Origin of the sequence: Pulveribacter sp., from assembly GCF_032079985.1 — a bacterium.
Taxonomy (GTDB): Bacteria; Pseudomonadota; Gammaproteobacteria; order Burkholderiales; family Burkholderiaceae_C; genus Melaminivora.
This window is the reverse complement of the sequence record NZ_DAMATK010000002.1, coordinates 94742-120808: the sequence shown is the minus strand read 5'-3', so window position 1 is coordinate 120808 and position 26067 is coordinate 94742. Positions and strand designations below refer to the sequence as shown.

The 26067-nt window shown below is 66.4% G+C and carries 31 protein-coding genes; 15 read left to right on the top strand and 16 right to left on the bottom strand.

Translation table 11 applies throughout. The annotated features are described in order from the left end of the window. Position 1: 1 nt before the first annotated feature. The 5 genes from RT282_RS06840 to RT282_RS06820 all read right to left on the bottom strand — a co-directional run bounded on the left by RT282_RS06840 (position 2) and on the right by RT282_RS06820 (position 6190). Entirely contained in the window at positions 2-808 is an 807-nt protein-coding gene (locus RT282_RS06840) for an ABC transporter ATP-binding protein (RefSeq protein ID WP_312306557.1), read from the bottom strand. Beyond that, entirely contained in the window at positions 805-2145 is a 1341-nt protein-coding gene (locus RT282_RS06835) for a branched-chain amino acid ABC transporter permease (RefSeq protein ID WP_313312823.1), read from the bottom strand. The genes RT282_RS06840 and RT282_RS06835 overlap by 4 nt, the downstream gene beginning before the upstream one ends. 4 nt (positions 2146-2149) lie before the next feature. Continuing rightward, a complete protein-coding gene (locus RT282_RS06830) occupies positions 2150-3103 on the bottom strand; it encodes a branched-chain amino acid ABC transporter permease (RefSeq protein WP_313312821.1) in 954 nt (317 codons plus the stop codon). Between the two features lie 87 nt (positions 3104-3190). Further along, the gene (locus tag RT282_RS06825) at positions 3191-4426 is read right to left on the bottom strand and encodes a branched-chain amino acid ABC transporter substrate-binding protein (protein ID WP_313312819.1); all 1236 of its coding nucleotides are present in this window, start codon (positions 4424-4426) and stop codon (positions 3191-3193) included. 126 nt (positions 4427-4552) lie between these two features. Beyond that, on the bottom strand, positions 4553-6190 hold the full coding sequence (locus RT282_RS06820; RefSeq protein ID WP_313312817.1) for a 3-(methylthio)propionyl-CoA ligase: 1638 nt from the start codon (positions 6188-6190) through the stop codon (positions 4553-4555). A gap of 151 nt (positions 6191-6341) precedes the next feature. On the opposite strand from RT282_RS06820, the gene RT282_RS06815 reads away from it, so the two are divergent. From RT282_RS06815 to RT282_RS06795, 5 genes are read left to right on the top strand one after another with little or no spacing between them, the layout of a single operon-like run. After that, a complete protein-coding gene (locus tag RT282_RS06815; RefSeq protein WP_313312816.1) occupies positions 6342-7829 on the top strand; it encodes a protein adenylyltransferase SelO family protein in 1488 nt (495 codons plus the stop codon). Next, complete coding sequence (gene msrB / locus RT282_RS06810) at positions 7826-8239, top strand: peptide-methionine (R)-S-oxide reductase MsrB (protein ID WP_312306543.1); 414 nt, start codon at positions 7826-7828, stop codon at positions 8237-8239. The genes RT282_RS06815 and msrB overlap by 4 nt, the downstream gene beginning before the upstream one ends. A 4-nt stretch (positions 8240-8243) precedes the next feature. Then, positions 8244-8807, top strand: a complete 564-nt coding sequence (locus RT282_RS06805) for a septation protein A (RefSeq protein WP_313312813.1) — start codon at positions 8244-8246, stop codon at positions 8805-8807. Further along, the gene (locus RT282_RS06800; RefSeq protein WP_312306540.1) at positions 8804-9100 is read left to right on the top strand and encodes a BolA family protein; all 297 of its coding nucleotides are present in this window, start codon (positions 8804-8806) and stop codon (positions 9098-9100) included. The genes RT282_RS06805 and RT282_RS06800 overlap by 4 nt, the downstream gene beginning before the upstream one ends. Before the next feature lie 55 nt (positions 9101-9155). Further along, positions 9156-9941, top strand: a complete 786-nt coding sequence (locus RT282_RS06795) for a peptidyl-prolyl cis-trans isomerase (RefSeq protein ID WP_312306537.1) — start codon at positions 9156-9158, stop codon at positions 9939-9941. A 69-nt stretch (positions 9942-10010) separates the two neighbouring features. Here RT282_RS06795 and RT282_RS06790 read toward each other — a convergent pair whose 3' ends face one another. The 5 genes from RT282_RS06790 to RT282_RS06770 all read right to left on the bottom strand — a co-directional run bounded on the left by RT282_RS06790 (position 10011) and on the right by RT282_RS06770 (position 13496). After that, the gene (locus tag RT282_RS06790; RefSeq protein ID WP_409519473.1) at positions 10011-10700 is read right to left on the bottom strand and encodes a heparan-alpha-glucosaminide N-acetyltransferase; all 690 of its coding nucleotides are present in this window, start codon (positions 10698-10700) and stop codon (positions 10011-10013) included. A gap of 434 nt (positions 10701-11134) precedes the next feature. Continuing rightward, positions 11135-11587, bottom strand: a complete 453-nt coding sequence (locus tag RT282_RS06785; RefSeq protein WP_312306533.1) for a hypothetical protein — start codon at positions 11585-11587, stop codon at positions 11135-11137. Further along, positions 11584-12234 carry an esterase gene (ypfH, locus tag RT282_RS06780; RefSeq protein WP_313312808.1) on the bottom strand — a complete coding sequence of 217 codons (651 nt, stop codon included), beginning with the start codon at positions 12232-12234 and terminating at the stop codon, positions 11584-11586. Before ypfH ends, RT282_RS06785 begins: the two co-directional genes overlap by 4 nt. 15 nt (positions 12235-12249) lie before the next feature. Continuing rightward, on the bottom strand, positions 12250-13053 hold the full coding sequence (locus RT282_RS06775; protein WP_313312807.1) for a class III extradiol ring-cleavage dioxygenase: 804 nt from the start codon (positions 13051-13053) through the stop codon (positions 12250-12252). Continuing rightward, complete coding sequence (locus tag RT282_RS06770) at positions 13053-13496, bottom strand: DoxX family protein (protein WP_313312805.1); 444 nt, start codon at positions 13494-13496, stop codon at positions 13053-13055. The genes RT282_RS06775 and RT282_RS06770 overlap by 1 nt, the downstream gene beginning before the upstream one ends. A gap of 120 nt (positions 13497-13616) precedes the next feature. Between RT282_RS06770 and RT282_RS06765 the strand changes: the two genes are divergently transcribed. Then, positions 13617-14525, top strand: a complete 909-nt coding sequence (locus RT282_RS06765) for a LysR family transcriptional regulator (RefSeq protein WP_313312804.1) — start codon at positions 13617-13619, stop codon at positions 14523-14525. Positions 14526-14745: 220 nt separating this feature from the next. On the opposite strand, the gene aceA is transcribed toward RT282_RS06765, so the two are convergent. Then, positions 14746-16077 carry an isocitrate lyase gene (gene aceA / locus RT282_RS06760; RefSeq protein WP_312307081.1) on the bottom strand — a complete coding sequence of 444 codons (1332 nt, stop codon included), beginning with the start codon at positions 16075-16077 and terminating at the stop codon, positions 14746-14748. Positions 16078-16322: 245 nt separating this feature from the next. Between aceA and RT282_RS06755 the strand changes: the two genes are divergently transcribed. Beyond that, entirely contained in the window at positions 16323-17354 is a 1032-nt protein-coding gene (locus RT282_RS06755; RefSeq protein ID WP_409519461.1) for a DMT family transporter, read from the top strand. A gap of 16 nt (positions 17355-17370) precedes the next feature. Here the strand turns inward: RT282_RS06755 and rraA are convergent, their stop codons facing one another. Beyond that, positions 17371-17880: a ribonuclease E activity regulator RraA gene (gene rraA / locus RT282_RS06750; RefSeq protein WP_313312802.1), complete on the bottom strand. Its 510-nt coding sequence runs from the start codon at positions 17878-17880 to the stop codon at positions 17371-17373. 192 nt (positions 17881-18072) lie between these two features. Here rraA and RT282_RS06745 point away from each other — a divergent pair, with 192 nt between their 5' ends. The 6 genes from RT282_RS06745 to hemP all read left to right on the top strand — a co-directional run bounded on the left by RT282_RS06745 (position 18073) and on the right by hemP (position 21253). Next, positions 18073-18363 (top strand): SWIB/MDM2 domain-containing protein, encoded by a 291-nt coding sequence (locus RT282_RS06745; protein ID WP_312307085.1) that lies wholly within the window; start codon positions 18073-18075, stop codon positions 18361-18363. Positions 18364-18570: 207 nt separating this feature from the next. Next, positions 18571-18843: a bacterioferritin-associated ferredoxin gene (locus RT282_RS06740; protein WP_312758772.1), complete on the top strand. Its 273-nt coding sequence runs from the start codon at positions 18571-18573 to the stop codon at positions 18841-18843. Between the two features lie 118 nt (positions 18844-18961). Next, positions 18962-19720 carry an energy transducer TonB gene (locus tag RT282_RS06735; protein ID WP_313312799.1) on the top strand — a complete coding sequence of 253 codons (759 nt, stop codon included), beginning with the start codon at positions 18962-18964 and terminating at the stop codon, positions 19718-19720. A gap of 77 nt (positions 19721-19797) precedes the next feature. Next, positions 19798-20517, top strand: a complete 720-nt coding sequence (locus RT282_RS06730) for a MotA/TolQ/ExbB proton channel family protein (RefSeq protein ID WP_312307087.1) — start codon at positions 19798-19800, stop codon at positions 20515-20517. 4 nt (positions 20518-20521) lie between these two features. Further along, positions 20522-20932 (top strand): biopolymer transporter ExbD, encoded by a 411-nt coding sequence (locus RT282_RS06725; RefSeq protein ID WP_313312797.1) that lies wholly within the window; start codon positions 20522-20524, stop codon positions 20930-20932. Positions 20933-21055: 123 nt separating this feature from the next. Beyond that, the gene (gene hemP, locus RT282_RS06720) at positions 21056-21253 is read left to right on the top strand and encodes a hemin uptake protein HemP (RefSeq protein WP_313312796.1); all 198 of its coding nucleotides are present in this window, start codon (positions 21056-21058) and stop codon (positions 21251-21253) included. A gap of 213 nt (positions 21254-21466) precedes the next feature. Here the strand turns inward: hemP and RT282_RS06715 are convergent, their stop codons facing one another. After that, on the bottom strand, positions 21467-21874 hold the full coding sequence (locus RT282_RS06715) for a heme-binding protein (protein WP_313078824.1): 408 nt from the start codon (positions 21872-21874) through the stop codon (positions 21467-21469). A 220-nt stretch (positions 21875-22094) separates the two neighbouring features. On the opposite strand from RT282_RS06715, the gene RT282_RS06710 reads away from it, so the two are divergent. Next, positions 22095-22790, top strand: coding sequence for a Bax inhibitor-1/YccA family protein (locus RT282_RS06710; protein ID WP_313312794.1), 696 nt, complete (start codon positions 22095-22097; stop codon positions 22788-22790). Between the two features lie 93 nt (positions 22791-22883). Next, entirely contained in the window at positions 22884-23285 is a 402-nt protein-coding gene (locus RT282_RS06705) for a hypothetical protein (RefSeq protein WP_313312792.1), read from the top strand. Between the two features lie 67 nt (positions 23286-23352). On the opposite strand, the gene rlmD is transcribed toward RT282_RS06705, so the two are convergent. From rlmD to RT282_RS06690, 3 genes are all read right to left on the bottom strand, one after another. Continuing rightward, positions 23353-24819 carry a 23S rRNA (uracil(1939)-C(5))-methyltransferase RlmD gene (rlmD, locus tag RT282_RS06700; protein ID WP_313312790.1) on the bottom strand — a complete coding sequence of 489 codons (1467 nt, stop codon included), beginning with the start codon at positions 24817-24819 and terminating at the stop codon, positions 23353-23355. Between the two features lie 56 nt (positions 24820-24875). Then, entirely contained in the window at positions 24876-25433 is a 558-nt protein-coding gene (locus RT282_RS06695; protein WP_313312788.1) for a RidA family protein, read from the bottom strand. Positions 25434-25522: 89 nt separating this feature from the next. Further along, positions 25523-26056: a cytochrome c gene (locus RT282_RS06690; protein WP_313312786.1), complete on the bottom strand. Its 534-nt coding sequence runs from the start codon at positions 26054-26056 to the stop codon at positions 25523-25525. Between the last annotated feature and the right edge of the window lie 11 nt (positions 26057-26067).

Here is a 26067-nt window from a genome sequence, read left to right as displayed (position 1 = left end):
ATCAATGTCCCTCGGCCTGCTGCGATGCGATGACGGAGCCCAGATAGGCCTCCTGCACGCGCTGGTTGGCGCGTACCTTCTCGGGCGTGTCGAAGGCGATGACCTCGCCGTAGACGACCACGGCGATGCGGTCGGCCAGGCCGAAGACCACGCCCATGTCGTGCTCCACGGTCAGCAGGGTGCGGCCCTCGGTCACCTCGCGGATCAGGTTGATGAAGCGCCCCGTCTCGCTGGTGCTCATGCCCGCCGTAGGTTCGTCCAGCAGGATGACGCTGGCGCCGCCGGCGATGGTGATGCCGATCTCCAGCGCGCGCTGCTCGGCATAGGTCAGGTTCATGGCCAACACGTCGCGCTTGTCCTGCAGCTTGATCATCTCCATGAGCTGCGTGGCGCGCTCGTTGGCGTCCTGCAGGCGCGACAGGAAACGCCAGAAGGCGTAGCGGTAGCCCAGGCTCCACAGCACGCCGCAGCGCAGGTTCTCGAACACCGAAAGCCGGGGAAAGATGTTGGTGATCTGGAAGCTGCGCGACAGCCCCATGCGGTTGATCTCGAAGGGCTGCTTGCCGTCGATGCGCGCACCGTGCAGCAGCACTTCGCCGCTGGTGGGGGCAAAGCGCCCGCTGATCAGGTTGAACAGCGTGGACTTGCCCGCGCCGTTGGGGCCGATGATGGCCACGCGCTCGCCGGCCTTCACGGCCAGGTTGGCGCCGCGGATGATCTCGGTCCGGCCGAAACTCTTGCGCAGGTCGCGCAGCTCCAGGGCGCAGGCCGGTGCCGCGCCGCCGTGAGGGTTGGTCGTCGTCGTCATGCGGCCTCCACGCGCTTCTTGGTCTGCAGCTCGATCTCCTCCTGGATGGCGCCCCAGCGCCGGGCGAACCGGCGCCTCAGCCACTCCAGGCCGACCAGCCCCACGCCGCACACCGCGGCCGCGGCCGCCCAGGTGGCGGCGCTGCGCACGTTCAGCTGCAGGCCCAGGAAGGGCAGCTCGTCGCCCATGGCGGCGTTCAGCTGAAGGTGGTAGGTCATCTCCACCATGGCGGCGGCGCCCAGCACCGCGATGAGCCCGAACACGGCCAGGCCCAGGTACAGCCAGCCCAGCTGGCCCAGCCGCTTGAAGCGGGCCACGCGCACGTTCATCATGATCAGGCTGGCGATGCCGCCGGGCGCGTACATGACCATCAGCAGGAAGGCGAGGCCCAGGTACAGCAGCCAGGCCTTGGACAGCTCGGACAGCAGTACCGAGGCGAACACCAGCAGCACCGCGCCGATGATGGGCCCGAAGAAGAAGCCCGCCCCGCCCAGGAAGGTGAACAGCAGGTACGAGCCCGAGCGCATGATGCTCACGCTGTCCGCGCCGGTGACGATCTCGAAGTTGATGGCCGCCAGCGCCCCGCCCACCCCGGCGAAAAAGCCCGAGATGATGAAGGCGAAGTAGCGTACGCGCTGGGTGTTGTAGCCGATGAACTCCACGCGCTCGGGGTTGTCGCGCACCGCGTTGAGGATGCGCCCCAGCGGCGTGCCGGTGAAGGCGAACATCAGCGCCGTACAAACGAAGCAGTACACCGCGATCAGGTAGTACACCTGGATGGCCGGCCCGAAGGTGATGCCCATGAAGCCCTGGCCGTACACCCGGTCGGTGGTGATGCCGCCTTCGCCGCCGAAGAATTCCGGGAACATCAGCGCCATGGAGGCCACCAGCTCGCCGATGCCCAAGGTGATCATGGCAAACGTCGTACCCGACTTCTTGGTGGTGACGAAGCCCAGCACGATGGCGAAGAAGGCGCCGGCCAGCCCACCGACGACGGGCATCAGCACCAGCGGAATGGGCAGCTCGCCCTTGCCCGCCATGTTCATGGCGTGGATGGTGATGAACGAGCCCAGACCGGTGTAGACGGCGTGGCCGAAGCTCAGCATGCCGCCCTGCCCCAACAGGATGTTGTAGGACAGGCAGATGATGATCAGATAACCGATCTGGCTGAGCATGGTCAGCGCCAGGCTGCTGGTGAAGACGTAGGGCGCCACGATCAGCGCCAGCGCGAACAGCGCCCAGATCGTGATGCGCCCGGCGTTCAGCGGCCCGGCGCGGCGGTGGCCGCCAGCGCTGCTGGCGGCGGGGGTGGAGGAGGAAGGCACGGCAGCATTCATGGTGTCAATCCTCTCGCGTGCCCAGCAGTCCGCGGGGGCGGAAGATCAGGATCAGGACGAGGAACAGGTAGGGCAGGATGGGCGCGACCTGCGAGATGGTGAGCTTGAGCAGCGGCCAGCCGAAGGTCCCTTCTCCCACGGTGATTCCCAGGCCTGCCAGCGCGCTGGCGGTGGAGTAGTCGAGCGCCACGGCGAAGGTCTGCACGATGCCGATGAGCAGCGAGGCCAGGAAGGCCCCGGCCAGCGAGCCCATGCCGCCCACCACCACCACCACGAAGATGATGGAGCCCACCGACGCGGCCATGGCCGGCTCGGTGATGTAGGTGTTGCCGCCGATGACGCCGGCCAGGCCGGCCAGCGCACAGCCGCCGCCAAAGACCAGCATGAACACGCGCGGCACGTTGTGGCCCAGCGCCTCGACCATGTGCGGGTGCTTGAGCGCCGCCTGGATCACCAGGCCGATGCGCGTGCGCGTAAGCAGCAGCCACACCGACAGCAGCATCAGCACGGCCACCAGCATGATGAACGAGCGCGACTTGGGAAATTGCGTGCCGTACAGCGTGAACAGCGGCCCCTGCAGCGCGGGCGGCAGGCCGTAGGGCACGGTGGAGCGGCCCCAGAGCAGCTGCACCACCTCCAGGATCAGGTAGGACAGGCCAAAGGTGACCAGCAGCTCGGGCACATGGCCGAACTTGTGCACCCGCCGCAGGCTGTAGCGCTCGAACGCCGCACCCAGGCCGCCCACCAGCAGCGGCGCCAGGATGAGCGCGGGCCAGAAGCCCAGCACGCCCGACAGGGTGTAGGCAAAGTAGGCGCCCAGCATGTAGAAGCTCGTGTGGGCGAAGTTGAGCACGCCCATCATGCTGAAGATCAGGGTGAGCCCCGAGCTCAGCATGAACAGCAGCAGCCCGTAGCTGATGCCGTTGAGCAGGGAGATCACGAAAAACTCAAGATTCATCGAAGACCCGCACCGAAGGGATGAAGAAAGCCGGAGTGAAAAAAAGGCCCGAGCGCGCTCGGGCCCTCAAGGTCGTCCCGGAACCGATCAGGACGGACGCTTCATCTGGCAGGAAGTGGGCGTGCTGGACACGTAGGGCTCGTAGTACTTGACCGGCACGAAGGTGTAGCCCGTGTTCTCGGCGTCATAGGGATACTTGCCACCGGCCTTCTCCCAGCGGGTGATGAACAGGCCCTGCTGCAGCTGGTGGTCGCTCTTGCGCATCTCCACCTCGCCGTTGAAGCTGTTGAACTTCATGCCTTCCATGACCTTGGCGACCTTGGCCGGGTCGGTGGAGCCGGCCTTGGTGAAGGCGGCGTCCAGCATCGTGAAGCCGTGGTAGACGGCCGCCGTGTACATGTCGTCGTTGAACTTCTTCTTGTAGTCGGCCACCAGCTGCTGAATGCGGCCTGGCATGTTCAGGTGGCTGTAGGAGACCATGTACACGCGCTTGTCGGCAGCGGCGCCCATGGCCGTGGGGCTGCCCGTGACGCCGCCGTAGTAGGTGTAGAAGTTGACGTTGTTCAGGCCCGCGTCGTTGGCGGCCTTGATCAGCAGCGCCAGGTCCGAGCCCCAGTTGCCGGTGATGACCGTATCGGCGCCGGACTGCTTGATCTTGGCGATGTAGGGCGCGAAGTCGCGCACCTGCGCCAGCGGGGCGAAGTCGTCGCCCACGATCTCCACGTCCGGGCGCTTTTGCTTGAGCATCTCCTTGGCGTACTTGGAGACCTGCTGGCCGTGCGAATAGTTCTGGTTGATCAGGTAGACCTTCTTGACCTCGGGATGGTCCTTCATGAAGGTGGTGATCGCCTCCATCTTCATGGAGGTGTCGGCGTCCAGGCGGAAGTGCCAGTAGCTGCACTTGCTGTTGGTGAGGTCGGGGTCCACGGCGGCGTAGTTCAGGTACACCACTTCCTTGCCGGGGTTGCGCGAGTTGTGCTTTTCCAGCGCGTCCATGATGGCCAGCGCCGGGCCCGAGCCGTTGCCCTGCACCACGTAGCGCGCTCCCTGGTCCATGGCCGAGCGCAGGGCGCTGGTGGTCTCCTGCGGGCTGAGCTTGTTGTCGATGCCGATGATCTCGAACTTCACACCCGAGGTGTTCTTCTTGCTGAACTCCTCGGCCAGGAACTGCCAAGTCTTGAGCTGGTTGGTGCCCACCGCCGCCATCAGGCCCGACAGCGGGTCGAGCCAGGCGATCTTCACGGTCTCACCTTTTTGGGCAAAAGCGCCGCCAGCGCAAGCCAGCAAAGTGCCGGCAGCTACCATTTTCATAGTGAAATTCATGAACTTGTCTCCTTGTATGTTCGGCGGTCAGGGGAATGAGGCCAGCGTACAAGCTTGATCCCCACCCCCCTTCAGGGATTGCCCCTAGGGTCTATCGCCCAGGTGACTTTCGCGCGGCGTTGTCCGTCACAGGCCGGGCAGGCGGTAGTCGGCCAGCTGCTCGCGCAGGCGGGTCTTGAGCATCTTGCCGGTGGCACCCAGCGGGATGGCATCGACAAACACCACGTCGTCGGGGATCTGCCACTTGGCCGTCTTGCCCTCGTAGAAGGCCAGCAGCTCCTCGCGCGTCACCTCGGAGCCGGGCTTCTTCATCACCGCGACGATGGGTCGCTCGTCCCACTTGGGGTGCGGCATGCCGATGCAGGCGGCCATGGCCACGGCCGGGTGGGCCATGGCGATGTTCTCGATGTCGATGGAGCTGATCCACTCGCCGCCGGACTTGATCACGTCCTTGCTGCGGTCGGTGATGTGCATGAAGCCGTCCGCGTCGATGGTGGCCACGTCGCCGGTCGGGAACCATCCCTGGCCCAGCTCGTCCTTGACCAGCGGGCTGGCGCCCTTGTAGTAGGAGTCCAGGATCCAGGGGCCGCGCACCAGCAGGTCGCCGTAGGTCTTGCCGTCCCAGGGCTGCTCGCGGCCCTCGCCGTCGACAATCTTCATATCGACGCCGTAGATGGCGCGGCCCTGCTTTTGCAGGATCTTCATCTGCTCATCCTTGGGCAGCTGCAGGTGCTTGTTCTTGAGCGTGCACAGCGTGCCCAGCGGGCTCATCTCCGTCATGCCCCAAGCGTGCAGCACCTCCACGCCGAACTCGTCCTGGAAGGCGGTGATCATGGCCGGCGGGCAGGCCGAGCCGCCGATCACCGTGCGCTTCAGGGTCGAGAACTTGAGGCCCGCCGGGCGCATGTGGCCCAGCAGCATCTGCCACACCGTGGGCACGCCGGCGGCGTAGGTCACGCCCTCGGTCTCCATCAGCTCATAGATGGACTTACCGTCCATGGCCGGGCCGGGGAAGACCAGCTTGCAGCCCGTGAGCGCGGCCGAGTACGGAATGCCCCAGGCGTTGACGTGGAACATGGGCACCACCGGCAGCACGGCGTCGCGCGCGGACAGGCACATCACGTCCGGCAGGGCCGCGGCGTAGGCGTGCAGCACCGTGGAGCGGTGGCTGTACAGCGCGGCCTTGGGATTGCCCGTGGTGCCGCTGGTGTAGCACATGCTCGACGCGGTGTTCTCGTCGAACTGCGGCCAGGCGTACTGGTCGGAGGCGCCGGCGATCCAGGCCTCGTAGCTCTCCAGGCCGGGGATGCCGCTGTCCTGCGGCAGCTTGTCGGCGTCGCACAGCGCCACCCACTTCTTGACCGTGGGGCACTTGGCGTGCACCGCCTGCACCAGCGGCAGGAAGGTGGTGTCAAAGCACAGCACCTGGTCCTCGGCGTGGTTGATGATCCAGGCGATCTGCTCGGGGTGCAGGCGCGGGTTGATGGTGTGCAGCACACGGCCGGAGCCGGACACGCCGAAGTACATCTCCATGTGGCGGTAGCCGTTCCAGGCCAGCGAGGCCACGCGGTCGCCCGAGGCCAGGCCCATGCCGTCCAGCACGTTGGCCAGCTGGCGCGAGCGGCGCGCCAGGTCGCGGTACGTGTAGCGGTGGATGTCGCCTTCCACGCGGCGCGAGACAATCTCCCCATCGCCGTGGTGCCTCTCGGCAAAGGTGATCAACGACGAAATCAGCAGCGGTTGGCTCTGCATCAGGCCCAGCATGGGAGTCTCCTTGGAAAGCGGGTGCGAAAAAACAACCGCAGCATCGTAGCGGCGAAAAACCCCGTCTCTGTCGCGCGCCTGTCAGGACAAGCCCCGAGTCCAAGGCCTTGCCCGGGGCGGGTGATTAGGGGCGGCGCGGACAATCCCCCGCATGACCGGACCTCTCCCCGCCCGCGACGCCCTGCGCTCGCCGTGGCAGCCCCAGTGGCAGCCCGGCTTCATGCAGCTGGGCCCTGCCTTCGGCCGCGAACTGCCGCCCCGGCCCCTGCCCGAGCCCTACTGGGTGGGCACCAACGCCAGCGCCGCCTCCCTGCTCGGCCTGCCGGACGGCTGGCAGCAATCCCCCGCCCTGCTGCAGGCCTTTACCGGCAACGCGCTGCTGCCGGGCAGCACGCCCATGGCCAGCGTCTACAGCGGCCACCAGTTCGGCGTGTGGGCCGGGCAGCTGGGCGACGGCCGGGCGCTGCTGTTGGGCGAGACAGCCGGGCAGGAAGTGCAGCTCAAGGGCAGCGGGCTCACGCCGTATTCGCGCATGGGCGACGGCCGCGCCGTGCTGCGCTCGTCCATCCGAGAATTCCTGTGCAGCGAGGCCATGCACGGCCTCGGCATTCCCACCACACGGGCACTCTGCGTGACGGGCTCTCCCCAGCTGGTGCAGCGCGAGCAGCTGGAAACGGCCGCCGTGGTCACGCGGCTGGCGCCCAGCTTCGTGCGCTTCGGCCACTTCGAGCACTTCGCGGCCCGCCGCCAGCCGGCCGAGCTGCGCCAGCTGGCCGACTACGTCATCAGCCGCTACTACCCCGAATGCCAGGGAGCGACCGAGGCCGGCAGCCGCCAGCAGTACGCCGCCTTCCTGCAGGCCGTGAGCGAGCGCACCGCGCGGCTGCTGGCGCACTGGCAGGCGGTGGGCTTTTGCCACGGCGTGATGAACACGGACAACATGAGCATCCTGGGCCTGACGCTGGACTACGGGCCCTTTCAGTTCATGGACGCGTTCGACCCCGGCCACATCTGCAACCACAGCGACCACCAGGGCCGCTATGCCTTCGACCGCCAGCCCTCCGTGGCCTGGTGGAATCTGCACTGCCTGGCCCAGGCGCTGATGCCGCTGATCGACGACGCGCAGGCGGCCGAAGAGGCACTGGAGAGCTACGAGGCGGTGTTCGGCGATGCCTTCCTGGCGCTGATGCGCGCCAAGCTGGGCCTGCGCACCCCGCGCGAAGGCGACGCGACGCTGGTGCAGCAGCTGCTGGTGCTGCTGGCCGCGGGCCGCGTGGACTGGACCATCTTCTGGCGCCGCCTGTCGCATGCGGTGGGCCCAGGCGACTTCGCCGAGGTGCGCGACCTGTTCATCGACCGCGCCGGCTTCGATGCCTGGCTGCTACCGTATCAGGAGCTGCTTGCGCAGGAGGGACGGGCGTTGGCGGCCGATTTGATGCTGAAAACCAACCCCAAGTTCGTGCTGCGCAACCACCTGGCCGAGCAGGCCATCGCCGAGGCGAAACTTGGCCGCTTCGATGAACTCCAACTGCTGCAGACGCTGCTGGCGCGCCCGTTCGACGAGCATCCGGGCTTTGAGGCCCACGCCGGCTTTCCGCCCGAGTGGGCTTCGCACATCACCATCAGCTGCTCCTCATGACCTACCCCATCCAGAAAACCGACGAACAGTGGCAGGCAGACCTGCAGGCCCGCGGCGCCGAGCCGCGCGCCTTCGAGGTCACGCGCCGCGCCGCCACGGAGCGCCCTTTCACCGGCAAGTACGAGGCCCACTGGGCCGATGGCAGCTACCACTGCATCTGCTGTGGCGCCAAGCTGTTCGACTCGGGCACCAAGTTCGACGCCGGCTGCGGCTGGCCCAGCTTCTCGCAGGCCGTGCCCGGCGCCATCCGCGAGATCCGTGACACCAGCCACGGCATGGTGCGCACCGAGACGGTGTGTGCACAATGCGGCGCGCACCTGGGCCACGTCTTTCCCGACGGCCCGGCCCCCACCGGGCTGCGCTACTGCATGAACTCCGCCTCGCTCGACTTCGAGCCGCCCGCGACGTGATCCCATGAAACTGCTGATCGACTTCTTCCCCATCATCCTGTTCTTCGCGGCCTTCAAACTGTGGGGCATCTACGCGGCTACGGGCGTGGCCATCGCCGCCACCATCGTGCAGATCGCCTACATCCGCCTGCGCCACGGCAAGGTCGAGCCCATGCAGTGGCTCTCCCTGGGCGTGATCGTGTTGTTCGGCGGCGCCACGCTGCTGGCGCACAGCGAGACCTTCATCAAGTGGAAGCCCACGGTGCTGTACTGGCTGATGGGCGGCACGCTGCTGCTGGGCCAGCTGGCCTTTCGCAAGAACTTCATCAAGAGCCTGATGGGCGCGCAGATCGAGCTGCCCGACGCCGTCTGGCGCCAGCTCAACTGGGGTTGGGCCGGCTTCTTCACCGCCATGGGCGTGCTCAACCTGTGGGTGGCCTACACCTTCGACACCGACACCTGGGTCAATTTCAAGCTCTTCGGCGGCATCGGGCTCATGATCGCCTTCGTGGTTGCCCAGGCCCTGTACCTGAGCCGCTTCATCAAGGAAGACGAGGCCCATCCCCGGCCTGAGGACGCACAGCCATGACCGAGAACACCACCATTGCCGCAGCGCAGCCCGTTGCCGTGACCGCGCCAGCCATGCAGGCCCACCTGCAGCAGCAGCTGCAGCCCACCTTCCTGGAAGTGCTGGACGAAAGCTGGCAGCACGAAGGCCACGCTGGCGCCAACGGCACGGGCTTCGGCACCCACTTTCGGGTGCGTGTCGCCTCGCCGCTTTTTGCCGGCCAGCGCCGCGTGGCGCAGCATCGCCTTGTGTATGATGCGCTGCGGGTTTTCATCGACGCTGGCGCCCATGCCATCGCCATTGAAACCCTCTGATACAAGGCCCTTTTTCTCAGGCGCCCGCACCCCCTTTCTCATCCGTGGATTCCCAATGAAGCAAAAGCTCCTGTCCGGCCTGGTGGCCGCTGCCATGCTGGGCGCGATGGCCCTGCCTGCCGGTGCGCAGAACATCGCCATCGTCAACGGCAAGGCCGTTCCCAAGGAACGCGCCGAAGCTCTGAAGCAGCAGGTCGAGCGCTCGGGCCGGCCCGTCACGCCGGAGCTGGAAGGCCAGATCAAGGAAGAAGTGATCGCCCGCGAGATCTTCATGCAGGAAGCGCAAAAGCGCGGCCTGGACGCCACCGCCGACTACAAGGCGCAGATGGAGCTGGCCCGCCAGACCATTCTGATCCGCGAGCTGTTCGCCGACTACCAGAAGAACAACCCCGTCACCGACGCCGAGATCCAGGCTGAATACGACAAGTTCGTGGCCGCCAACGCCGGCAAGGAATACAAGGCCAGCCACATCCTGGTCGAGAAGGAAGACGAGGCCAAGGCCATCATCGCGTCGCTCAAGAAGGGCGGCAAGTTCGAGGACATCGCCAAGAAGCAGTCCAAGGACCCGGGCTCCGGCGCCCGCGGCGGCGACCTGGACTGGGCCAGCCCCAGCAGCTACGTGCCCGAGTTCACCGAGGCCCTGGTGAAGCTGGAAAAGGGCAAGACCACGCAGGCGCCCGTCAAGAGCCAGTTCGGCTGGCACGTGATCCGCCTGGACGACGTGCGCGAAGCCCAGCTGCCCAAGCTGGAGGAGGTCAAGCCCCAGGTGGCCCAGCAGCTGCAGCAGCAAAAGCTGATGAAGTTCCAGGAAGATCTGCGCGCCAAGGCCAAGGTCGAATAAGGGACGCTCTGCCCCACCCACCAAAAACGCGGCCCCGGCCGCGTTTTTTGTTGCCTGCAAACCTGCGCATCAGCGCATCAGCGCGCCCCACAGCAGCAGGCCGCCGATCAGCGCCGGCTGGTGCAGCATGTACCAGCTCAGGCTGTAGCGCCCCAGCAGCACCAGCGGCGCGCCCGCTCGCGGCACCGCCCGCGCCAGCGGCTGCGCCGGCCGGGCCAGCAGCCATTTGCCCAGCGCCAGCCCCCACCACATCACGCCCAGCCAGGGAAAGACGGGTACATAGTCCTCGGTGAAGGGCTTGCGGGTGATGAGTCCCAGCCAGTTGAGCCCGCGCGCGTTGAAGGCCTCGGCCAGCGGCGCCAGCGGCCCGCCGAGCACCGCGGCGGCCAGTGGCGGCAGCGCCAATGCCAGCGCGCCCGCCAGCACCAGCCATGCATTGCGCCAGCCAGCCGTGGCGCGCGCCACCAGCAGCATCACCGCCATGCCGTGCAGCACACCGAAATAGATGAAGCTGCGCGGGAACATGACGTACGAGCCCGCCGTCACCAGCAGCGCGCAGCCCGCCACCTGGGCCCAGCGCCGTGCGAAGCGTGCGCGGCCCACGCCGCGCTGCCAAGCCACAGCCTGCCCCAGTCCCGCGCACAGCAGGAACAGGCTGACGATGCTGGTGCGCTGCAGCGTCCAGAACGGATCGCCGCGGAAGTCCTGCAGCCAGTAGCCGTAGTGGCTCAGGTCGAAGCAGAAGTGATAGGCCGTCATCCACACGATGGCCAGGCCGCGCAGCGCGTCCACGCGCTCGAAACGCCCTGCCTTGCGCAACTCTTGCACCCCACCCTCCCCTGGCGCAGCGGCTGCGCCCCTGTTCTTCAAAAACAAAAACCGCCCCAACGGGGCGGCATGCACGGCTGTCCGGAACTACCAATGCCACTGCTCTCCTTTGAAGCAACCCTCAGGGCGGCGGCTCGTGTTCACGCAGGCCTCTGCGACCCGAAGAGACGCTACTGCCCAACGGCGAAGTCGAATTTAGCAGCTGCGCTTGCACCGCCGCTCTCATCCTGGACGGGCCGCCGTGGTTCGCGTGCAAGAGCCCAAACACTCCTTGGGCCGTCGGCAGTGCTGCGGCCAGCTGGGCCAAGCCTGCGTTGGGACGTCGTGTAACACGCCCCTGGCCTGTGGAAGCTGGACCGATTGCTTCAGTGCCGGTCTGTCACCAGCCCGCTGTAGCCCAGGTGGTGCATGCACTCGCGCAGGATTAACAGCATGGCAGCTGCCATCGGCTCCGTCGGCGGATCATCCTGCGCTCGCGGCTGGCCCAGCGCTATCGACGCCAGCCGCTGGAACCTGGCTTCCAGCTGTTCGCGCGTCATTCGCTCACACGCAGCGTGTAGCCCCAGTTGCTCGAACGATACGAGGGCATCAATCACCAGGTCGCCGCGCACGGCCTGTTTCAGGCCCGTGTGGGCCAGCGCATCCTCAACCCAGTCGATGGCCTGCTCGATCTCTCCCGGTGCGGGAGGATCGTGCCGGAACAACCGCGTCGCGATGTTGATCGCCGCGACGTTCAGCACCACAGGGGGCGATGCTCCATCCGAGAGGACGGTACGGTCATCGTCGAAGCGAATGCGGGTCAACGGGCCGGAGCTCACAAGCCCTTCTCCTCGTTCACATCCTGCAGGCGCCGACCGATGACCTGAACCACGCGCGCATCAATGCCGTGGCCAAGGCCTGCAAAGCGGTCCAGTGTTGGGGCAGCTCCCAGGGACCGCAACTCATGTTCAGCCTCCATGGCCAGCCTGACGGGCATCACGTGATCCTGCTCGCCATGCAGCAGATGCACTGCGACATCCTCCGGCTTGATCCGGGCTGGTTGCGCGAAGCGCCCGGCGATCGCGATCACACGGGCAGCGTATCTGGAGGCGCCGCAGAGCTGCGTCGACTCCAGCGCCATGATCGCGCCTTGCGAGAAGCCAAGCAGCGTCGTGCTCTGGGGGCCAACGCCTGTTTCACTCTGCCATGCCCGAATGCGCTCCCGGAACGCGGGCATCGCCGAGGCAACCCGTTCAGGCCGGTTGGCTTCGGTCACACCCTGCACCGAGAACCATTGCCAGCCCCGCCCGAGGGCCGAGCGGTCCGGCGAGCGAACGCTGATGACCCAGGCGTTGAGCCGCTGCGCGGCCAGAGCCTGGCCCAGCGGCGCCAGGTCCTCGGCACTGGACCCCACGCCGTGGAACAGCAGCAGCAACTCTGCGTTATCCGACCTCCGAGGGCGCTGAAGAATCAGATCGGTTTGCATGGTCACCTCGCGTGTTCAGTGGGCAGCGGCGGTCAGGCCGAATGCGTAGGAATCCATGGCCAGCATGCCATGCGCAATGCCACCTTCGATCACCGTGCCGGGCGGGGTGCCGGTGCCGGCATCGGCTGCACCCGCAGCCACCAGGAGGGGCCAGAAGTGCTCAGCGGTCGGGTGTGCCCGGTGGGCATTTGGCGCGTCCTCCAGTGTCCGCAGCAGGCGGGCATTGTCCCCCTGCTCCACGGCTTTACGCACCCAACCCGCGAATGTGGCCACATAGGCTTCGTCCGCACCGTGTGCCGAGCGGAACTCGTACAGGTTGTGAGTGAGGCTGCCGGAACCGATGATCAGCACGCCTTCCTCGGCCAGCGGCGCCAGCGCCTGCCCGAAAGCCCACGCGCGCCGTGCATCCAGCCTCGATGGAAGGGAGACCTGGAACACCGGCACGTCGGCCTGCGGAAACAGGTGCAGCAGGGGCACCCAGGCCCCATGGTCGAGGCCGCGTCGCTCGTCCGCCTGCGCCGGCCAACCCGCCTTTGTCAGTTGCGCGATGGTGCGCTGGGCCAGCTCAGGATGACCTGCAGCCGGATAGCTCAGTTGGTACAAGGCCGGGGCAAACCCGCCGAAGTCGTGAATGGTGGTAGGCCGAGTGGTGGTGCCCACCAGCGGCGTGGGCGTCATCCAGTGCGGCGAGATGATCAGCACCGCCTTCGGACGGGGCAGCGAGCGGCCCAGCTCGGTCAGCCTGGGACCAGCCACACCGGGATCGATGGCGAAGGTGGGTGCACCGTGCGAGATAAACAGAGTGGGCAGGCGTGACATCAGCGTTCTCCGGTAAGGGCGCGGTCGACCGAGAAGCGACCACCACCACTGAACAACAGGGACAGCGAGGCAGCGAACAGGGTCAGTGCGTACTCGTAGCCGCCCTTGTCCACGAAGAAGCCGTTGCCGATATGCACGGCGAAGATGGCAACCAGCATGGCGAAGCCCAGGGCGGCGGCAGCCGGGCGAACCGCCACACCTAGCACCAGGGCCAGGCCGCCGAAGAACTCGGCAGCACCGGCCAGCAGCGCCATCAGAAAGCCGGGGTTCAGCCCCAGGGATCCGAAGAACTGGCCGGTGCCTTCGAGCCCATAGCCACCAAACCAGCCGAAGAGCTTCTGTGCGCCATGGGCGGAGAAGATGATGCCTACGGGAATGCGCAAGGCCAGGGCGCCCGATCCGTTGTCGGTCGCAAGCAGGCGGTGCAGGAATGTGTTGTTCATGATGTGTCCTTGAGTGAAAGCAGCGACTTGCTGCATGGACTCCACTTTAAAGTCCCAAAATGAATAGATAAATAAGATCCAAATGCACTAGTTGTCCCGATATTCGGCATAATCAGCATCATGGATCGATTTCAGGAGATGCGCGTCTTTGTCGCGGTGGTGGACGCCGGCAGCTTTGTTCGGGCGGCTGAAGCGTTGGATCTGTCAAAGACGGCCGTGTCACGACTGGTCAGTGATCTGGAAGCGCGGCTCGGTGTGCGGCTGCTTCACCGAACAACACGCAAGCTGTCGCTCACGCCCGAGGGTGAGCTCTTTCATGAACGTTGCCGGCAACTCGTCGATGGCGTTGCAGAGGCCGAGGCCGAGCTGTCCACCCATGTTGGCCAAGCCATCGGGCAGCTGCGGGTGAACGTGCCGGTCACCTTCGGGCTACTGCATCTTGCACCGCTGTGGCCCGCTTTCATGGCGATGAACCCGAGAGTCACCTTGGACGTGACGCTGTCTGATCGGCTGGTGGACCTGGTCGAGGAAGGCTTCGATGTTGCTGTTCGAATCGCGCGCCTTCAGGCGTCTTCGCTCATCAGCCGCCAGCTGACGTCGACCCGGCTGATCTTGTGTGCTTCACCGCAATATCTGGGCCGTTATGGAGCGCCCAGGCATCCCGCCGAGCTGACGGAACATGCGGTGATCGCATATTCACTCCTGGCCATGGGGGACCAGTGGGAGTTCTCGGGGCCGCAAGGGCAGAAGGAGCCGATACTGGTCAGGGTATCGCCGCGCATGCGCACCAACAGTGGAGACACCTGCGTCGCCGCAGCACTGCAGCACATGGGTCTTGTACTGCAGCCGTCATTCCTGGTAGGGCCCCACATGGAGTCGGGAGCGCTGGTGGAAGTGATGCCAGAGTACCGCTCCATTGAGCTTGGCGTTTACGCGGTGTACCCGAGTCGCCGTCACCTGACGCCCAAGGTTCGTGCGCTGATCGATTTTCTGGCCGATGCATTTCGCATGCGGGCATGGCCTGTGTGAACGCCTTTCATGGTCAACACAATCCAGTGCCGACTCCAGCTGTCCGAGCAGCGATAACCCTTGCATAGCTGCATAGCACCACTCAAGCAGCCCAAAAGCAAAAGCCCCCGGTTCCGCAAGGAACCGAAGGCCTTCATGGTTGGTTGATTCCTGGGGAGGAACCGGACCACCGACAGCAGGATTTTCAACCCTCCTGCCGGCAGCCCCTATCCATACCGGATCAGTGGAACTGCTCCTCTTCCGTCGAGCCCGTCAGTGCCTTCACGCTGGAAGAACCGCCCTGGATCACGGTGGTCACGTCGTCAAAGTAGCCCGCGCCCACTTCCTGCTGGTGGCTCACGAAGGTGTAGCCCTGCTCGCGCGCTGCGAATTCCGGCTCCTGGATCATCTCCACGTAGTGGCGCATGCCTTCGCCGCGTGCGTAGGCGTGGGCGAACTTGAACGTGTTGTACCAATTGCTGTGGATGCCGGCCAGCGTGATGAACTGGTACTTGTAGCCCAGAGCCGAGAGCTCGTCCTGGAAGCGGGCGATGGTGGCGTCGTCCAGGTTCTTCTTCCAGTTGAACGACGGCGAGCAGTTGTACGACAGCAGCTTGCCCGGGCAGGCGGCGTGCACGGCCTGGGCGAATTCGCGGGCGAAGCCCAGATCGGGCGTACCGGTTTCGCACCACACCAGGTCGGCGTAGGGAGCGTAGGCCACGCCGCGGCTGATGGCCTGCTCCAGGCCGTTCTTCACGCGGTAGAAGCCTTCCTGCGTGCGCTCGCCCGTCAGGAACGGCTTGTCGTTGGCATCGTGGTCGCTGGTGATCAGGTTGGCGGCCTCGGCGTCCGTGCGCGCCAGGATCAGCGTGGGCACGCCCATCACGTCGGCGGCGAAGCGTGCGGCGATCAGCTTCTCGCAGGCTTCCTGCGTGGGCACCAGCACCTTGCCGCCCATGTGGCCGCACTTCTTCACGGCAGCCAGCTGGTCTTCGAAGTGCACACCGGCGGCGCCGGCGGCGATCATGTTCTTCATCAGCTCAAAGGCGTTCAGCACGCCGCCGAAGCCGGCTTCGGCGTCAGCCACGATGGGCAGGAAGTAGTCGATGAACTCCTTGTCGCCGGGGTTGATGCCGCGGCCCCACTGGATCTCGTCGGCACGCTTGAAGGTGTTGTTGATGCGACGCACCATGGTCGGCACCGAGTCGTACGCGTACAGCGACTGGTCGGGGTACATGGTCTCGCTGGTGTTGCCGTCAGCGGCCACCTGCCAGCCCGACAGGTACACGGCCTCCAGGCCGGCCTTGGCCTGTTGCATGGCTTGGCCGGCAGTAATGGCACCGAAGGCGTTCACGTAGCCCTTCTTGGCGCCGCCGTTGACCTTCTCCCACAGCTTGGCCGCACCGCGCTGGGCCAGCGTGTACTCGGGCTGCAGGCTGCCGCGCAGGCGCACCACGTCGGCGGCGCTGTAGCCGCGCTTCACGCTCTTCCAACGGGGGTTGTTGGCCCAGTCTTTCTCCAGGGCGGCGACTTGCTGCTCGCGGCTCAGTTGGGCGTTCAGGGAATTGGACATGTGTGCTCTCCAGACAGGGTTGTGTGAGGGGTGTGGCGGTTGGGCCGTTGGGAGAACTTTAAGTCTTCTATAAGACCTGTGCAACCTCTTATGTCTTATATAAGACATAAATTTTTTACTTGAAAAACATAGACTTAGCATCGAATTTTCTCTTTACAAAATCGCTCTTCTTGTAATGAGAAAAATCGCGGCAGTGCAACAAAGTGCACTTCTCGTAATGCAAAAATTTACTCTTGCCATGCGAGATGCCGTTAAGACCATCACGTCACCTGCCGCTCGTGCATGATTCGCGCTTTGCCCACGCTGCCACCACTGCCGTGCACACACCCAGCCGCCCTGTCGCCTATTTTTGCCTGGCCTTGAGCATGTCGCTCGTGGGCAGCTACGTGGCGCTGTCCAAGCCGCTGGCGGCCGCCTTTCCGGTGTTCCTTCTGGCCTGGCTGCGCTTCGGCATTGGCGCGGTGGCCATGGTGGGCTGGCTGCGACGTCCGGCAGACGAGCCTGTCATGACGCGGCAGACCCGCAGCCTGCTGTTCCTGCAGTCGCTGCTGGGCAACTTTTTGTTCACCATCTGCATGATCTATGGCGTCAGCCTGACCAGCGCCACTTCGGCCGGGGTCATCATGGCTTCCATCCCGGCGTGCGTGGCAATCATGAGCTGGCTGTTCCTGCGCGAGCGCGTGGCCCCTCGCACGTGGGTGGCCGTGGCCTGCGCGGTGGCCGGCATCGCCCTGTTCGCGCTATCAAAACCAGAGCTGCCTGCGCAGGCTGCATCAGCGCTAGAAGCCAAAAACACGCCAAACCTGGCCTGGCTGGGCTATGCCCTGCTGGTAGCCGCCTCACTCTGCGAGGGGGCCTATTCCGTGATCGGCAAGAAGCTCACCGGAGCCCTGGGGCCGCGGCGCATCACCTCGCTCATCAACCTGTGGGGCTTTGCGCTGGCCACGCCGCTGGGCCTGTGGTTTGCGCTGCGCTTTGACTTCGGCGCCGTGGCGCCCGGCATGTGGTTGCTGCTGCTGTTCTATGCCCTGGCCGCCTGCGTGTGGACGGTGTGGCTGTGGATGACCGGGCTGAAAGCCGTGCCGGCCGCGCAGGGCGGTGTGTTCACGGTGCTGCTGCCCATCAGCGCGGCGCTGGTGGGCGTGGCGGTGCTGGGCGAGCGTTTCACCGCCATGCAGCTGGTGGCCTTCGGCATCGCTCTGGCCAGCGTGGTGCTGGCCACCCTGCCCTCGCGCCTGGCCTGGCGCGTAGGGCGTGGCAAGCCGGGCTCGGCCTGATGCGGGCGCGGCGCGGCTACAGCGCCCGCTCGCTCACCACGATGCCGTCGGCATCGGCATAGAGCCAGTCGCCCGGGCGCACCCACACGCCTTGCATCAGCACGGCGACGCCCGCCTGCCCCTCGCCGCGCCGCTCGGTCGGCATGGGCACCAGCCCCAAGGCGCGGATGCCGACCTGCGCGGCCGCCAGCTCGGCCACGTCGCGCACGCAGCCGTTCACCACAATGCCGGCCCAGCCGTTGCGCGCGGCGCTGGCGGCCAGGTTACCGCCGATCAGCGCGCGGCGCAGTGATCCGCCGCCGTCCACCACCAGCACGCAGCCCTGGCCGGGCGATTCCACCGCGGCCTTGACCTGCGTGTTGTCCTCGAAACAGCGCACGGTGCGTACCTCGCCGCCGAAGGCCGGCACGCCGCCATAGCTGTGAAAACCGGGCGGCAGCACGCGAAAGCCGTCGCTGCCGTCGCTTTGGCGGTGCGCGTCGCACAGGTCGCAAGTGCTGTGAAGGGAGGCGGGGCCAGTGGTCATGCAAGAGCCTTTCGAAGGGTAGGACACAGGTGCGGCGAGCATTGTCGCCCGCGCCACAGTCGGGTTTTCGCCGGTGAAAAAAGCCGCCGCTCCTTGGAAAGGCGTTTTTTTCCCAGTAGCATCGCCGCTACCAGTGGAGCAGCAGGCGTTCGCTGGTGACTTCTCCATTACTACGAACAAGGACCATCCGACATGGCAACTGCAAAGAACGCATCCGCCGCTCCCGCCAAGAAGCGCACGCCCAACGCCGCCTTCATGAAGCCGCTGACCCCCAGCCCCGCCCTGGCCGCTGTGGTGGGCTCCACGCCCCTGCCGCGCACCGAGATCATCAGCAAGCTGTGGGTCTACATCAAAGAGCACAACCTGCAGGACGCCAGCAACAAGCGCATGATCAACGCCGACGCCAAGCTCAAGGAAGTGTTCGGCAAGCCCCAGGTCTCGATGTTCGAGATGGCCGGCCTGATCGGCAAGCACGTCAAGTAAGGTCTCCACCAGCCGCGCCCGGAAGCTCCGCGCTCCCGGCGGCAAACAGGCCGGCGCCCCAGGCGCCGGTTTTTTTTCGCCCGCGCCATCGGGCGATACGGATTTCACCTGAACGACGGCAGGGACTTGGACAAGAATGCGATGGATTCTCATTTATACTTCGGCATCGTTTCAACCCAAGCCAGCCACGTCTGCCTGCCCCAAGCCATGATCGTCTGTGTCTGCCACCGTGTTTCCGACCGCGAGATTGCACGCCATGCGCGGGCAGGAATGAGCTTTGACGAGATCCAGTTCGAACTCGGCGTTGCCACCCAGTGCGGCCGCTGCGAAGATTGCGCCCGCGACGTCGTGGCGCAATGCTGCTCCAGCCAGCCGGTGGCCGCGCTGCGCAGCGAAGTGGCTCCCGGCCCCAGCCAGCTTGCCCCCCTCCTGCAGGAAGGCAACGCATGCAAGTCCTCATCCCTCTGGCCGGCAGCCTGATCATCGTGCTGTGTTCGCTGTGGTGGATCGTGCGCAGGTAGGCCGCCGCACCGCCAGAAACTTCGAGCCTTTTCGGCCTTGAGCCCTTGCTGGGAAAGCGCCAGCAGCTATCATTTTTATGCACTTGCCTGATAGATACGGCGCCTCGCCGGGGTTGACGGGCCGCACCGCCGCCATTGCCGGATCGGTGCTGGCGCTGCACGTGGCGGGTCTGTGGGCGCTGCAGGCCGGCCTCAAGCGCACGGAGCCACCGGTCGTCATCACCCCGGTGCAGGTGCTCAGCGAATTCCTGGTGGCACAGCCGGCCGCCCCCATCGCGCCGCCCGCCCCCCCTGCCCCGCCCAAACCGGCGCCGGTGCCGCCGCCCCCCAAACCGGCTCCGCCCAAACCCGCGCCGCCCAAGCCCCGGCCGGCACCAGCCCCCATGCCCCTGGCCGTGGCCGATCCCACACCCACGCCCAACGCCCCCGTGGGCGTGACGGAGCCACAGCCGCCCGCGCCCCCGCTCGTCGCGCCGGCGCCCACTGCTCCACCAGCTCCACCAGCTCCACCAGCTCCTCCTGCGCCGCCCGCGCCGCCGGCGCCGCCCGCTGTCGTGCAGCCCTCCAGCAGCGCCAGCCACCTGAACAACCCCGCTCCTGCCTACCCCGCCGTCAGCCGGCGCCTGGGCGAACAGGGCGTGGTCACGCTTAACGTGCTGATCGGCGCCGATGGCCTGCCGCAGAAGGTGGAAGTGAAGAAGTCCAGCGGCTTCGACCGCCTGGACCGCCAGGCCGTGGACACGGTGCTGCGCTGGCGCTTCGTGCCCGGCACACGCAGCGGCGTGCCCGAGGCCATGTGGTTCGTGCAGCCCATCCACTTCGTGCTCAAGCAATAAATAAGCAGGCCGCAGGCGCCGCCACACCCGTCACCCCAAAATCAGGCCTCGGCCGCTCTCCTCAGGAGTCTTTTTTCATGCAATCGCAATTCGGCATCGCCAACGTCTGGATCCAGGGCGACTTCGTCACCCGCGCCACCGCCGTTCTGCTGCTGGCCATGTCGCTGGCCTCGTGGATCGTCATCGTCATCAAGGCACTGGACATCGTGCAGTTCAAGAAGCGCGCCCGCGAGGCCCGCGACTTCTGGCACAGCGAGGACTTTGCCGCCGGGCTGAACAAGTTGCAGGGCGACGCAGCCAACCCGTTTCGCTACCTGGCGCTGGAAGGCCGCGAAGCCACGCAGCACCACCGCAACACCCAGGCGCACCTGCACGACAGCCTGGACGTGAGCGACTGGGTCACGCGCTGCCTGCGCAACTGCATCGACGAGTTCACGGCGCGGCTGCAGTCCGGCCTGGCCATCCTGGCCTCGGTGGGCTCCACAGCGCCCTTCATCGGACTGTTCGGCACCGTCTGGGGCATCTACCACGCGCTGGTGGCCATCGGTACATCAGGCCAGTCCACCATCGACAAGGTCGCCGGCCCCATCGGCGAGGCGCTGATCATGACCGCCCTGGGTCTGGCCGTGGCCATCCCCGCGGTGCTGGGCTACAACGCGCTGGTGCGCGGCAACAAGCACATCCTGAACAGCCTGAACAGCTTCGCGCACGACCTGCACGCTTACTTCGTGACCGGCGCGCGCGTCAGCCTGCCGTCCGAGAACGGCGCCCGCATCGTGCCCATGAAGAAGGGCTGACACCATGGCTTTCGGAACGCAGGACAGCGCCGACGAGGTGATGAACGAGATCAACATGACGCCGCTGGTGGACGTCATGCTGGTGCTGCTCATCATCTTCATCATCACCGTGCCCGTCATGAAGCACGCTGTGCCGGTGGACCTGCCGCGCGCGGCCAACCAGGAAGAGATCATCAAGCCGGAGACCATCCGCCTGTCGGTGACGGCCGATGGCGTCTACCACTGGAACGAGACCACTCTCAGCGACGAGGAACTGGAGCCGCGCCTGCGCGCCGAGGCAATCAAGGAGCCGCAGCCGGACCTGCACATCCGCGGCGACAAGGACGTGCGCTACGAGCGCGTGGCCCAGGCCATGGCCGCGGCGCAGCGCGCCGGCGTGCGCAAGATCGGCTTCGTCACCGACCCGGCCAAGTAAAACCTGGCGATGGACAACCGGGCACAAAACACTTTTTTACCATCCAGAGCACGGCAGATGACTTGACTGGTAGTTGAGAATGGTTATCATTAACTAACTTCAACGCACCGCCAACCCAACCCCATGTCCGCCGTCCTGACCGCCACGCCCACCCTGCCCACCACGGCCCCCGTGCAGGAGGCCCGCCCCGCCGCAGACGGGCGCCATGCCCTGGACAGCACCGCTCTCCTGCAGGGCCGCAAGGCCGTGACCATCGTGCACAACGGCGCCTTCTACCAGTTGCAGGCCACCAAGCTGGGCAAGCTGATCCTGACCAAGTAATCACTGCATACCGTGTTTCATCGTGGGGCGACTTGAAGGCCGTTGCGGCCCGACCAGTCGTTTTTGCCAGCCAACGAAGAGATTCCCTCTTCTTCGCGTAGCCAGGCTTTTTTTACTGCCGCCCGCAGCCCCCTCGATTCCCAAGGCAAAAAAAAAATGCCGGCCCCTGACGGGCCGGCATTTTCTTTTTCGGGCAAAAGCCCGGCTGGTCGTTTACAGACCCAGGGCGGCAATGCCGGCGCGGGCAATTTGCGCGTCTTCATTGGCCTTCACGCCGCTCACGCCCACGGCGCCCAGGCACTGGCCGTCTTTCATGATCGGCACGCCGCCCTCGAGCATGCCGTCGATGACCGGAGCCGAAAGGAAGGCCGTGCGCCCGCCGTTGATCATGTCTTCATAGCCTTTGCTCTCGCGGCAGCCCAGGGCGGCGGTGCGGGCCTTGGCCGAGGCGATGTGGGCCGACACGGGCGCGGCACCGTCCAGGCGCGCCAGGTGCAGCGGGTGGCCGCCGCCGTCGACGATGGCGATGGTGACGGCCCACTGGTTCTTCTGCGCCTCGGCCTCGGCGGCAGCGGCGATCTGCTTGATATCGGAGAGCTCAAGAACGTGGGAGGTTTTCATGGCAAATGCAAAGAGGTCAAAGGTTCAACACAAACGGCACCAGCATAGCCACCAATGCGACAGGCACTGCGCCCTATCCGGGTGAAACAATGCCGACATTAAAGTACGGGATGGTGCGCGGGTATTGCAAAGGCCCGGCAAACCCCCCACCTAGAATCCATTGGCCCGCGCCTCTTTTCCCTTGCAGGCCCTCTGATCGAACAGCAGGAGAGACATCCACATGAACAACGGCATCACACGCATCGACACCGCTGGCGGCTATGCCCTTTCGCAGGACCAACGCCACCGCGTGCTGCGCAACACCTACTGGCTGCTGGCCCTGAGCCTGCTGCCCACCGTGGCCGGCGCCTGGCTGGGCGTGGCCACCGGCATTACGCAGTCGCTGCGCGGCGGCCTGGGGCTGATCGTGTTCCTGGGCGGCGCCTTCGGCTTCATGTTCGCCATCGAGAAGACCAAGAACTCGGCCGCCGGCGTGCCGGTGCTGCTGGGCTTCACGTTCTTCATGGGCCTGATGCTGTCGCGACTGATCGGCATGGTGCTGGGCTTTTCCAACGGCTCCGAGCTGATCATGACGGCGTTTGCCGGCACGGCGGGCGTGTTCTTCGTCATGGCCAGCCTGGCCACGGTCATCAAGCGCGACCTGTCGGGCATGGGCAAGTGGCTGTTCGTCGGCGCCCTGGTGCTGATGGTGGGTGCCATCGTCAACGTTTTCGTGGGCTCGTCGGCCGGCATGATGGCCATCTCGGTGGCGGCCATCGGCATTTTCAGCGCCTTCATGCTGTACGACATCAAGCGCATCCTGGACGGCGGCGAGACCAACTACATCAGCGCCACGCTGGCCCTGTACCTGGACCTGTTCAACGTGTTCCAGAGCCTGCTGGCCCTGCTGGGCATCATGGGCGGCGAGCGCGACTGACGCGCAGCGCCTGCGCGCCACGGCCCCGCACGTCTTGCGGGGCTTTTTTTCGCCTGTGCTCAACTAACGGCTCCATCGGCCGATAACCAGGATATGCAGCGCTCCATCTTCACCGCGCCCCGCGCGCCCTTCACCGCCCTGCGCCACGCGGCGCTGGCCGCCGCTCTGCTGGCGCTGGCCGGCTGCGACATCCCCGGCCTGGGGCCGGACCCCCGCGCCGTGCAGCGCGAGGCCGAGGCCAAGGCCATCGGCGGCGCCTGCCGCCATGCGCTGCGCGGGCTGGAGGACTGCTATACGCTCAACCCCAAGGCAGCCAAGGCGCAGATCTTCGCCGGCTGGAAGGACATGGACGTTTACATGCGCGAGAACAAGATCGAGGGATCGCCCTCGGTGCTCACGCAGCTGGAAAAGCCCGCCGAGCCGGCCAAGCCCAGGCGCTCGCGCGATGAGGACGGCAACGCGGACGAGCCGCGCAGCCCGCGCAACCGCGGCTGACGCTATTGATTCAATAGCTGCCAGCGCTTGTCCTGCAAGGGCTTGAGGCCCTTTTGACTGTTATTTCCTAGACCACTCGCTCGAACACGGCCATGCTCTCCACGTGCGCCGTGTGCGGGAACATGTTGACCACGCCCGCCGCCACGCAGCGGTAGCCGGCCAGGTGCACCAGCAGCCCGGCGTCGCGCGCCAGGGTGGCGGGATTGCAGCTGACGTAGACGATGCGCGCCGGAGGTGTCCAGCCCTCGCTGCCCGCCGGCAGGGGCGCTGCGCCTTCCGCGCCGATGCGTGCCTGGTGGATGTCGGCCAGGGCCTTGACCAGGGCAAAGGCGCCCTCGCGCGGCGGGTCGACCAGCCACTTGTCGGCGCTGCCGTCGGCCATCAGCAGCGCGGGCGTCATCTCGAACAGGTTGCGCGCTACGAAAGTAGTAGCTGCCAGCGCTTGCCCCACGCGCCTTTGCGCCTGATTTTTTGCATAATTCTCGCGCGAGCGGGCCACCAGCGCCTCGCTGCCCTCGATGCCCAGCACCTCGCGCGCCCGCGTGGCCAGGGGCAGCGTGAAGTTGCCCAGGCCGCAGAACCAGTCGATGACGCGCTCATCGCTGCGCACGCCCAGCAGGCGCAGCGCACGCGCCACCAGCACGCGGTTGATGTGCGGGTTGACCTGGGTGAAGTCCGTGGGCTTGAACGGCATGGTGATGCCGAAATCCGGCAGGTCATAGGCCAGCGCCTCGCCGCCCTCATCCAGCAGGTGCACCGTGTCCGGCCCCTTGGGCTGCAGCCACCACTGCACGCCGTGCAGCGCGGCAAAGTCGCGCAGGCGGCCCAGGTCGGGCTCGGACAGCGGCTCCAGGTGGCGCAGCACCAGCGCCGTGACGCGGTCGCCGCAGGCCAGCTCGATCTGCGGGCAGGTGTCGCGCGCCTGCAGGCTGGCGATCAGCCCGCGCAGCGGCATCAGCAGCGCGTCCACGTGCGGCGGCAGGATCTTGCAGGTCTGCATGTCCGCGATGTAGCGGCTCTTCCTCTCATGGAAGCCCACCAGCACCGTGCCCTTCTTGGGAACGTAGCGCACCGACAGGCGGGCGCGCCAGCGGTAGCCCCAGGCAGGGCCCTCGATGGGCCGCAGGATGGTCTCGGGCCGCACCTTGCCCAGGTGCCAGAGGTTGTCCTCCAGCACGCGCTGCTTGACGGCGACCTGGGCGCCGGCCTCCAGGTGCTGCATTTTGCAGCCGCCGCAAGCGCCCGCGTGCAGCCCGAAGTGCGGGCACAGGGGGCGCACGCGCAGGCTGGATTCGCGGTGGATTTCGGTCAGCTGCGCCTGCTCCCAGTTGTTCTTCTTGCGGCCGGACGTGGCGCTGACCAGCTCGCCGGGCAGCGCGCCGTCGATGAAGACGACCTTGCCGTCAGGGCGGCGGGCGACGCCCTGGGCGTCCAGGTCCATGGAATCGACTTCGAGCCAGCCCGGTGGCTGCGTGGGAATGACAGTGGACGGAAAAGCCGGGGTTTCGGAGAGATTTTCTGCGGGGGCGCTCATGCCCGCGATTGTCTCAGAGCGCCCCTGTCCCCACGGGCGCCGCGGGGGCGCCGGCGTCAGCGCGCGGCCGCTGGCGCCGGCGGGCGCACGGCCGTGACCTCGATCTCCACCAGCCAGGCGGGGTTGGCCAATGCGGCGATCTGGAAGGCCGAGCGCACCGGCAGGCGCGGCTGGGCGCTGGTGCCGAAGTACTGGGTGTAGCCCTCCATGAAGCCGGCAAAGTCCATCGCGTTGCCCTTCTTCGGATCGGCCACGAGGAACACCTGCATCTTCACGATGTCGCCCATGGTCAGGCCCAGGCCCTTGAGCTGCGATTCGATGCTGCGCAGCACGCCCAGTGTCTGCGCCCGCGTGTCGCCGCCATAGGCGCGCGGGTCATTGCCGGGCAGCGACTTGTCCACCACCGGCGGCACCTGCCCCGACAGGTACACCGTGGTGGCGCCGGCAGGCACCTCCACGGCGGCGGCGATGGGAAAGTCCGACCCGGGCACGCGGTGGCGCAGCACCTCGGCGACGGGCGCCTGGCTGGCGCAACCGGCCAGGCCCGCGAGGGCCAACGCCGCGCCTGCCGCGCGGATGAAAGAGGAAAAAGAAGAAGAAAGTAGGTGTGCCATGGTGTGGAGGGGTAGTGTTCAGGAAGTCGAGGACGCAGGAGAACAAAGGAAAGCCGGCGCCCCGGGCCCGCACGGCCCGCGCCGGCCGGTCAGGGCCGCTGCTTTTTCACGTCCTGCGCGGTGACGGCGTCCTGGTAGCTGTTGCCGAAATGCGTGCGCACGTAGTTGACGACGTCGGCAATCTGCTGGTCGTCCAGCCGCTGGGCAAAGGGCGGCATGCCGTGCAGGCCGTTGAGCACCACATAGGTGGGATAAGCGCCCGTGGCCAGGCGCGCGTTCTTGGCCAGCGCCGGGTAGAAGCCCGCGCCCTTGGCGCCCTGGCCCTGCGGCATGTGGCAGCCCTGGCAGATGGACTGGTACAGCCGCTCGCCGCCCTGCTGGGCGAAACGCTCGCTGCTGGGCGAAAAGCGCGGGTTGAAGCCCGCGGGCTTGGAGGCGTCGGCGGCATCGCGCCGGGTCATCGAGCGCGCGCCGGGCTGCTGGGTGGCGGACTGCTGGGGTGCGGCGCCCGCGGAGTCCGATGCGCCGGAGGCCGGGGACTGTTGCGCGCCTGCGCCAGTGGCGGCTGCGGCCAGCAGCACGGCAGCGCCAGCGCAGAGCCAGAAAGGGGTTGTCGTCGTCATGATCGGAATCC

Bases quoted from the DNA above. Each gene is read 5' to 3' on its own strand.
- RT282_RS06840 (WP_312306557.1), bottom strand. From the start codon at position 808: ATGACGACGACGACCAACCCTCACGGCGGCGCGGCACCGGCCTGCGCC.
- RT282_RS06835 (WP_313312823.1), bottom strand. From the start codon at position 2,145: ATGAATGCTGCCGTGCCTTCCTCCTCCACCCCCGCCGCCAGCAGCGCT.
- RT282_RS06830 (WP_313312821.1), bottom strand. From the start codon at position 3,103: ATGAATCTTGAGTTTTTCGTGATCTCCCTGCTCAACGGCATCAGCTAC.
- RT282_RS06825 (WP_313312819.1), bottom strand. From the start codon at position 4,426: ATGAATTTCACTATGAAAATGGTAGCTGCCGGCACTTTGCTGGCTTGC.
- RT282_RS06820 (WP_313312817.1), bottom strand. From the start codon at position 6,190: ATGCTGGGCCTGATGCAGAGCCAACCGCTGCTGATTTCGTCGTTGATC.
- RT282_RS06815 (WP_313312816.1), top strand. From the start codon at position 6,342: ATGACCGGACCTCTCCCCGCCCGCGACGCCCTGCGCTCGCCGTGGCAG.
- msrB (WP_312306543.1), top strand. From the start codon at position 7,826: ATGACCTACCCCATCCAGAAAACCGACGAACAGTGGCAGGCAGACCTG.
- RT282_RS06805 (WP_313312813.1), top strand. From the start codon at position 8,244: ATGAAACTGCTGATCGACTTCTTCCCCATCATCCTGTTCTTCGCGGCC.
- RT282_RS06800 (WP_312306540.1), top strand. From the start codon at position 8,804: ATGACCGAGAACACCACCATTGCCGCAGCGCAGCCCGTTGCCGTGACC.
- RT282_RS06795 (WP_312306537.1), top strand. From the start codon at position 9,156: ATGAAGCAAAAGCTCCTGTCCGGCCTGGTGGCCGCTGCCATGCTGGGC.
- RT282_RS06790 (WP_409519473.1), bottom strand. From the start codon at position 10,700: ATGACGGCCTATCACTTCTGCTTCGACCTGAGCCACTACGGCTACTGG.
- ypfH (WP_313312808.1), bottom strand. From the start codon at position 12,234: ATGCAAACCGATCTGATTCTTCAGCGCCCTCGGAGGTCGGATAACGCA.
- RT282_RS06775 (WP_313312807.1), bottom strand. From the start codon at position 13,053: ATGTCACGCCTGCCCACTCTGTTTATCTCGCACGGTGCACCCACCTTC.
- RT282_RS06770 (WP_313312805.1), bottom strand. From the start codon at position 13,496: ATGAACAACACATTCCTGCACCGCCTGCTTGCGACCGACAACGGATCG.
- RT282_RS06765 (WP_313312804.1), top strand. From the start codon at position 13,617: ATGGATCGATTTCAGGAGATGCGCGTCTTTGTCGCGGTGGTGGACGCC.
- aceA (WP_312307081.1), bottom strand. From the start codon at position 16,077: ATGTCCAATTCCCTGAACGCCCAACTGAGCCGCGAGCAGCAAGTCGCC.
- RT282_RS06755 (WP_409519461.1), top strand. From the start codon at position 16,323: ATGCCGTTAAGACCATCACGTCACCTGCCGCTCGTGCATGATTCGCGC.
- rraA (WP_313312802.1), bottom strand. From the start codon at position 17,880: ATGACCACTGGCCCCGCCTCCCTTCACAGCACTTGCGACCTGTGCGAC.
- RT282_RS06745 (WP_312307085.1), top strand. From the start codon at position 18,073: ATGGCAACTGCAAAGAACGCATCCGCCGCTCCCGCCAAGAAGCGCACG.
- RT282_RS06740 (WP_312758772.1), top strand. From the start codon at position 18,571: ATGATCGTCTGTGTCTGCCACCGTGTTTCCGACCGCGAGATTGCACGC.
- RT282_RS06735 (WP_313312799.1), top strand. From the start codon at position 18,962: ATGCACTTGCCTGATAGATACGGCGCCTCGCCGGGGTTGACGGGCCGC.
- RT282_RS06730 (WP_312307087.1), top strand. From the start codon at position 19,798: ATGCAATCGCAATTCGGCATCGCCAACGTCTGGATCCAGGGCGACTTC.
- RT282_RS06725 (WP_313312797.1), top strand. From the start codon at position 20,522: ATGGCTTTCGGAACGCAGGACAGCGCCGACGAGGTGATGAACGAGATC.
- hemP (WP_313312796.1), top strand. From the start codon at position 21,056: ATGTCCGCCGTCCTGACCGCCACGCCCACCCTGCCCACCACGGCCCCC.
- RT282_RS06715 (WP_313078824.1), bottom strand. From the start codon at position 21,874: ATGAAAACCTCCCACGTTCTTGAGCTCTCCGATATCAAGCAGATCGCC.
- RT282_RS06710 (WP_313312794.1), top strand. From the start codon at position 22,095: ATGAACAACGGCATCACACGCATCGACACCGCTGGCGGCTATGCCCTT.
- RT282_RS06705 (WP_313312792.1), top strand. From the start codon at position 22,884: ATGCAGCGCTCCATCTTCACCGCGCCCCGCGCGCCCTTCACCGCCCTG.
- rlmD (WP_313312790.1), bottom strand. From the start codon at position 24,819: ATGAGCGCCCCCGCAGAAAATCTCTCCGAAACCCCGGCTTTTCCGTCC.
- RT282_RS06695 (WP_313312788.1), bottom strand. From the start codon at position 25,433: ATGGCACACCTACTTTCTTCTTCTTTTTCCTCTTTCATCCGCGCGGCA.
- RT282_RS06690 (WP_313312786.1), bottom strand. From the start codon at position 26,056: ATGACGACGACAACCCCTTTCTGGCTCTGCGCTGGCGCTGCCGTGCTG.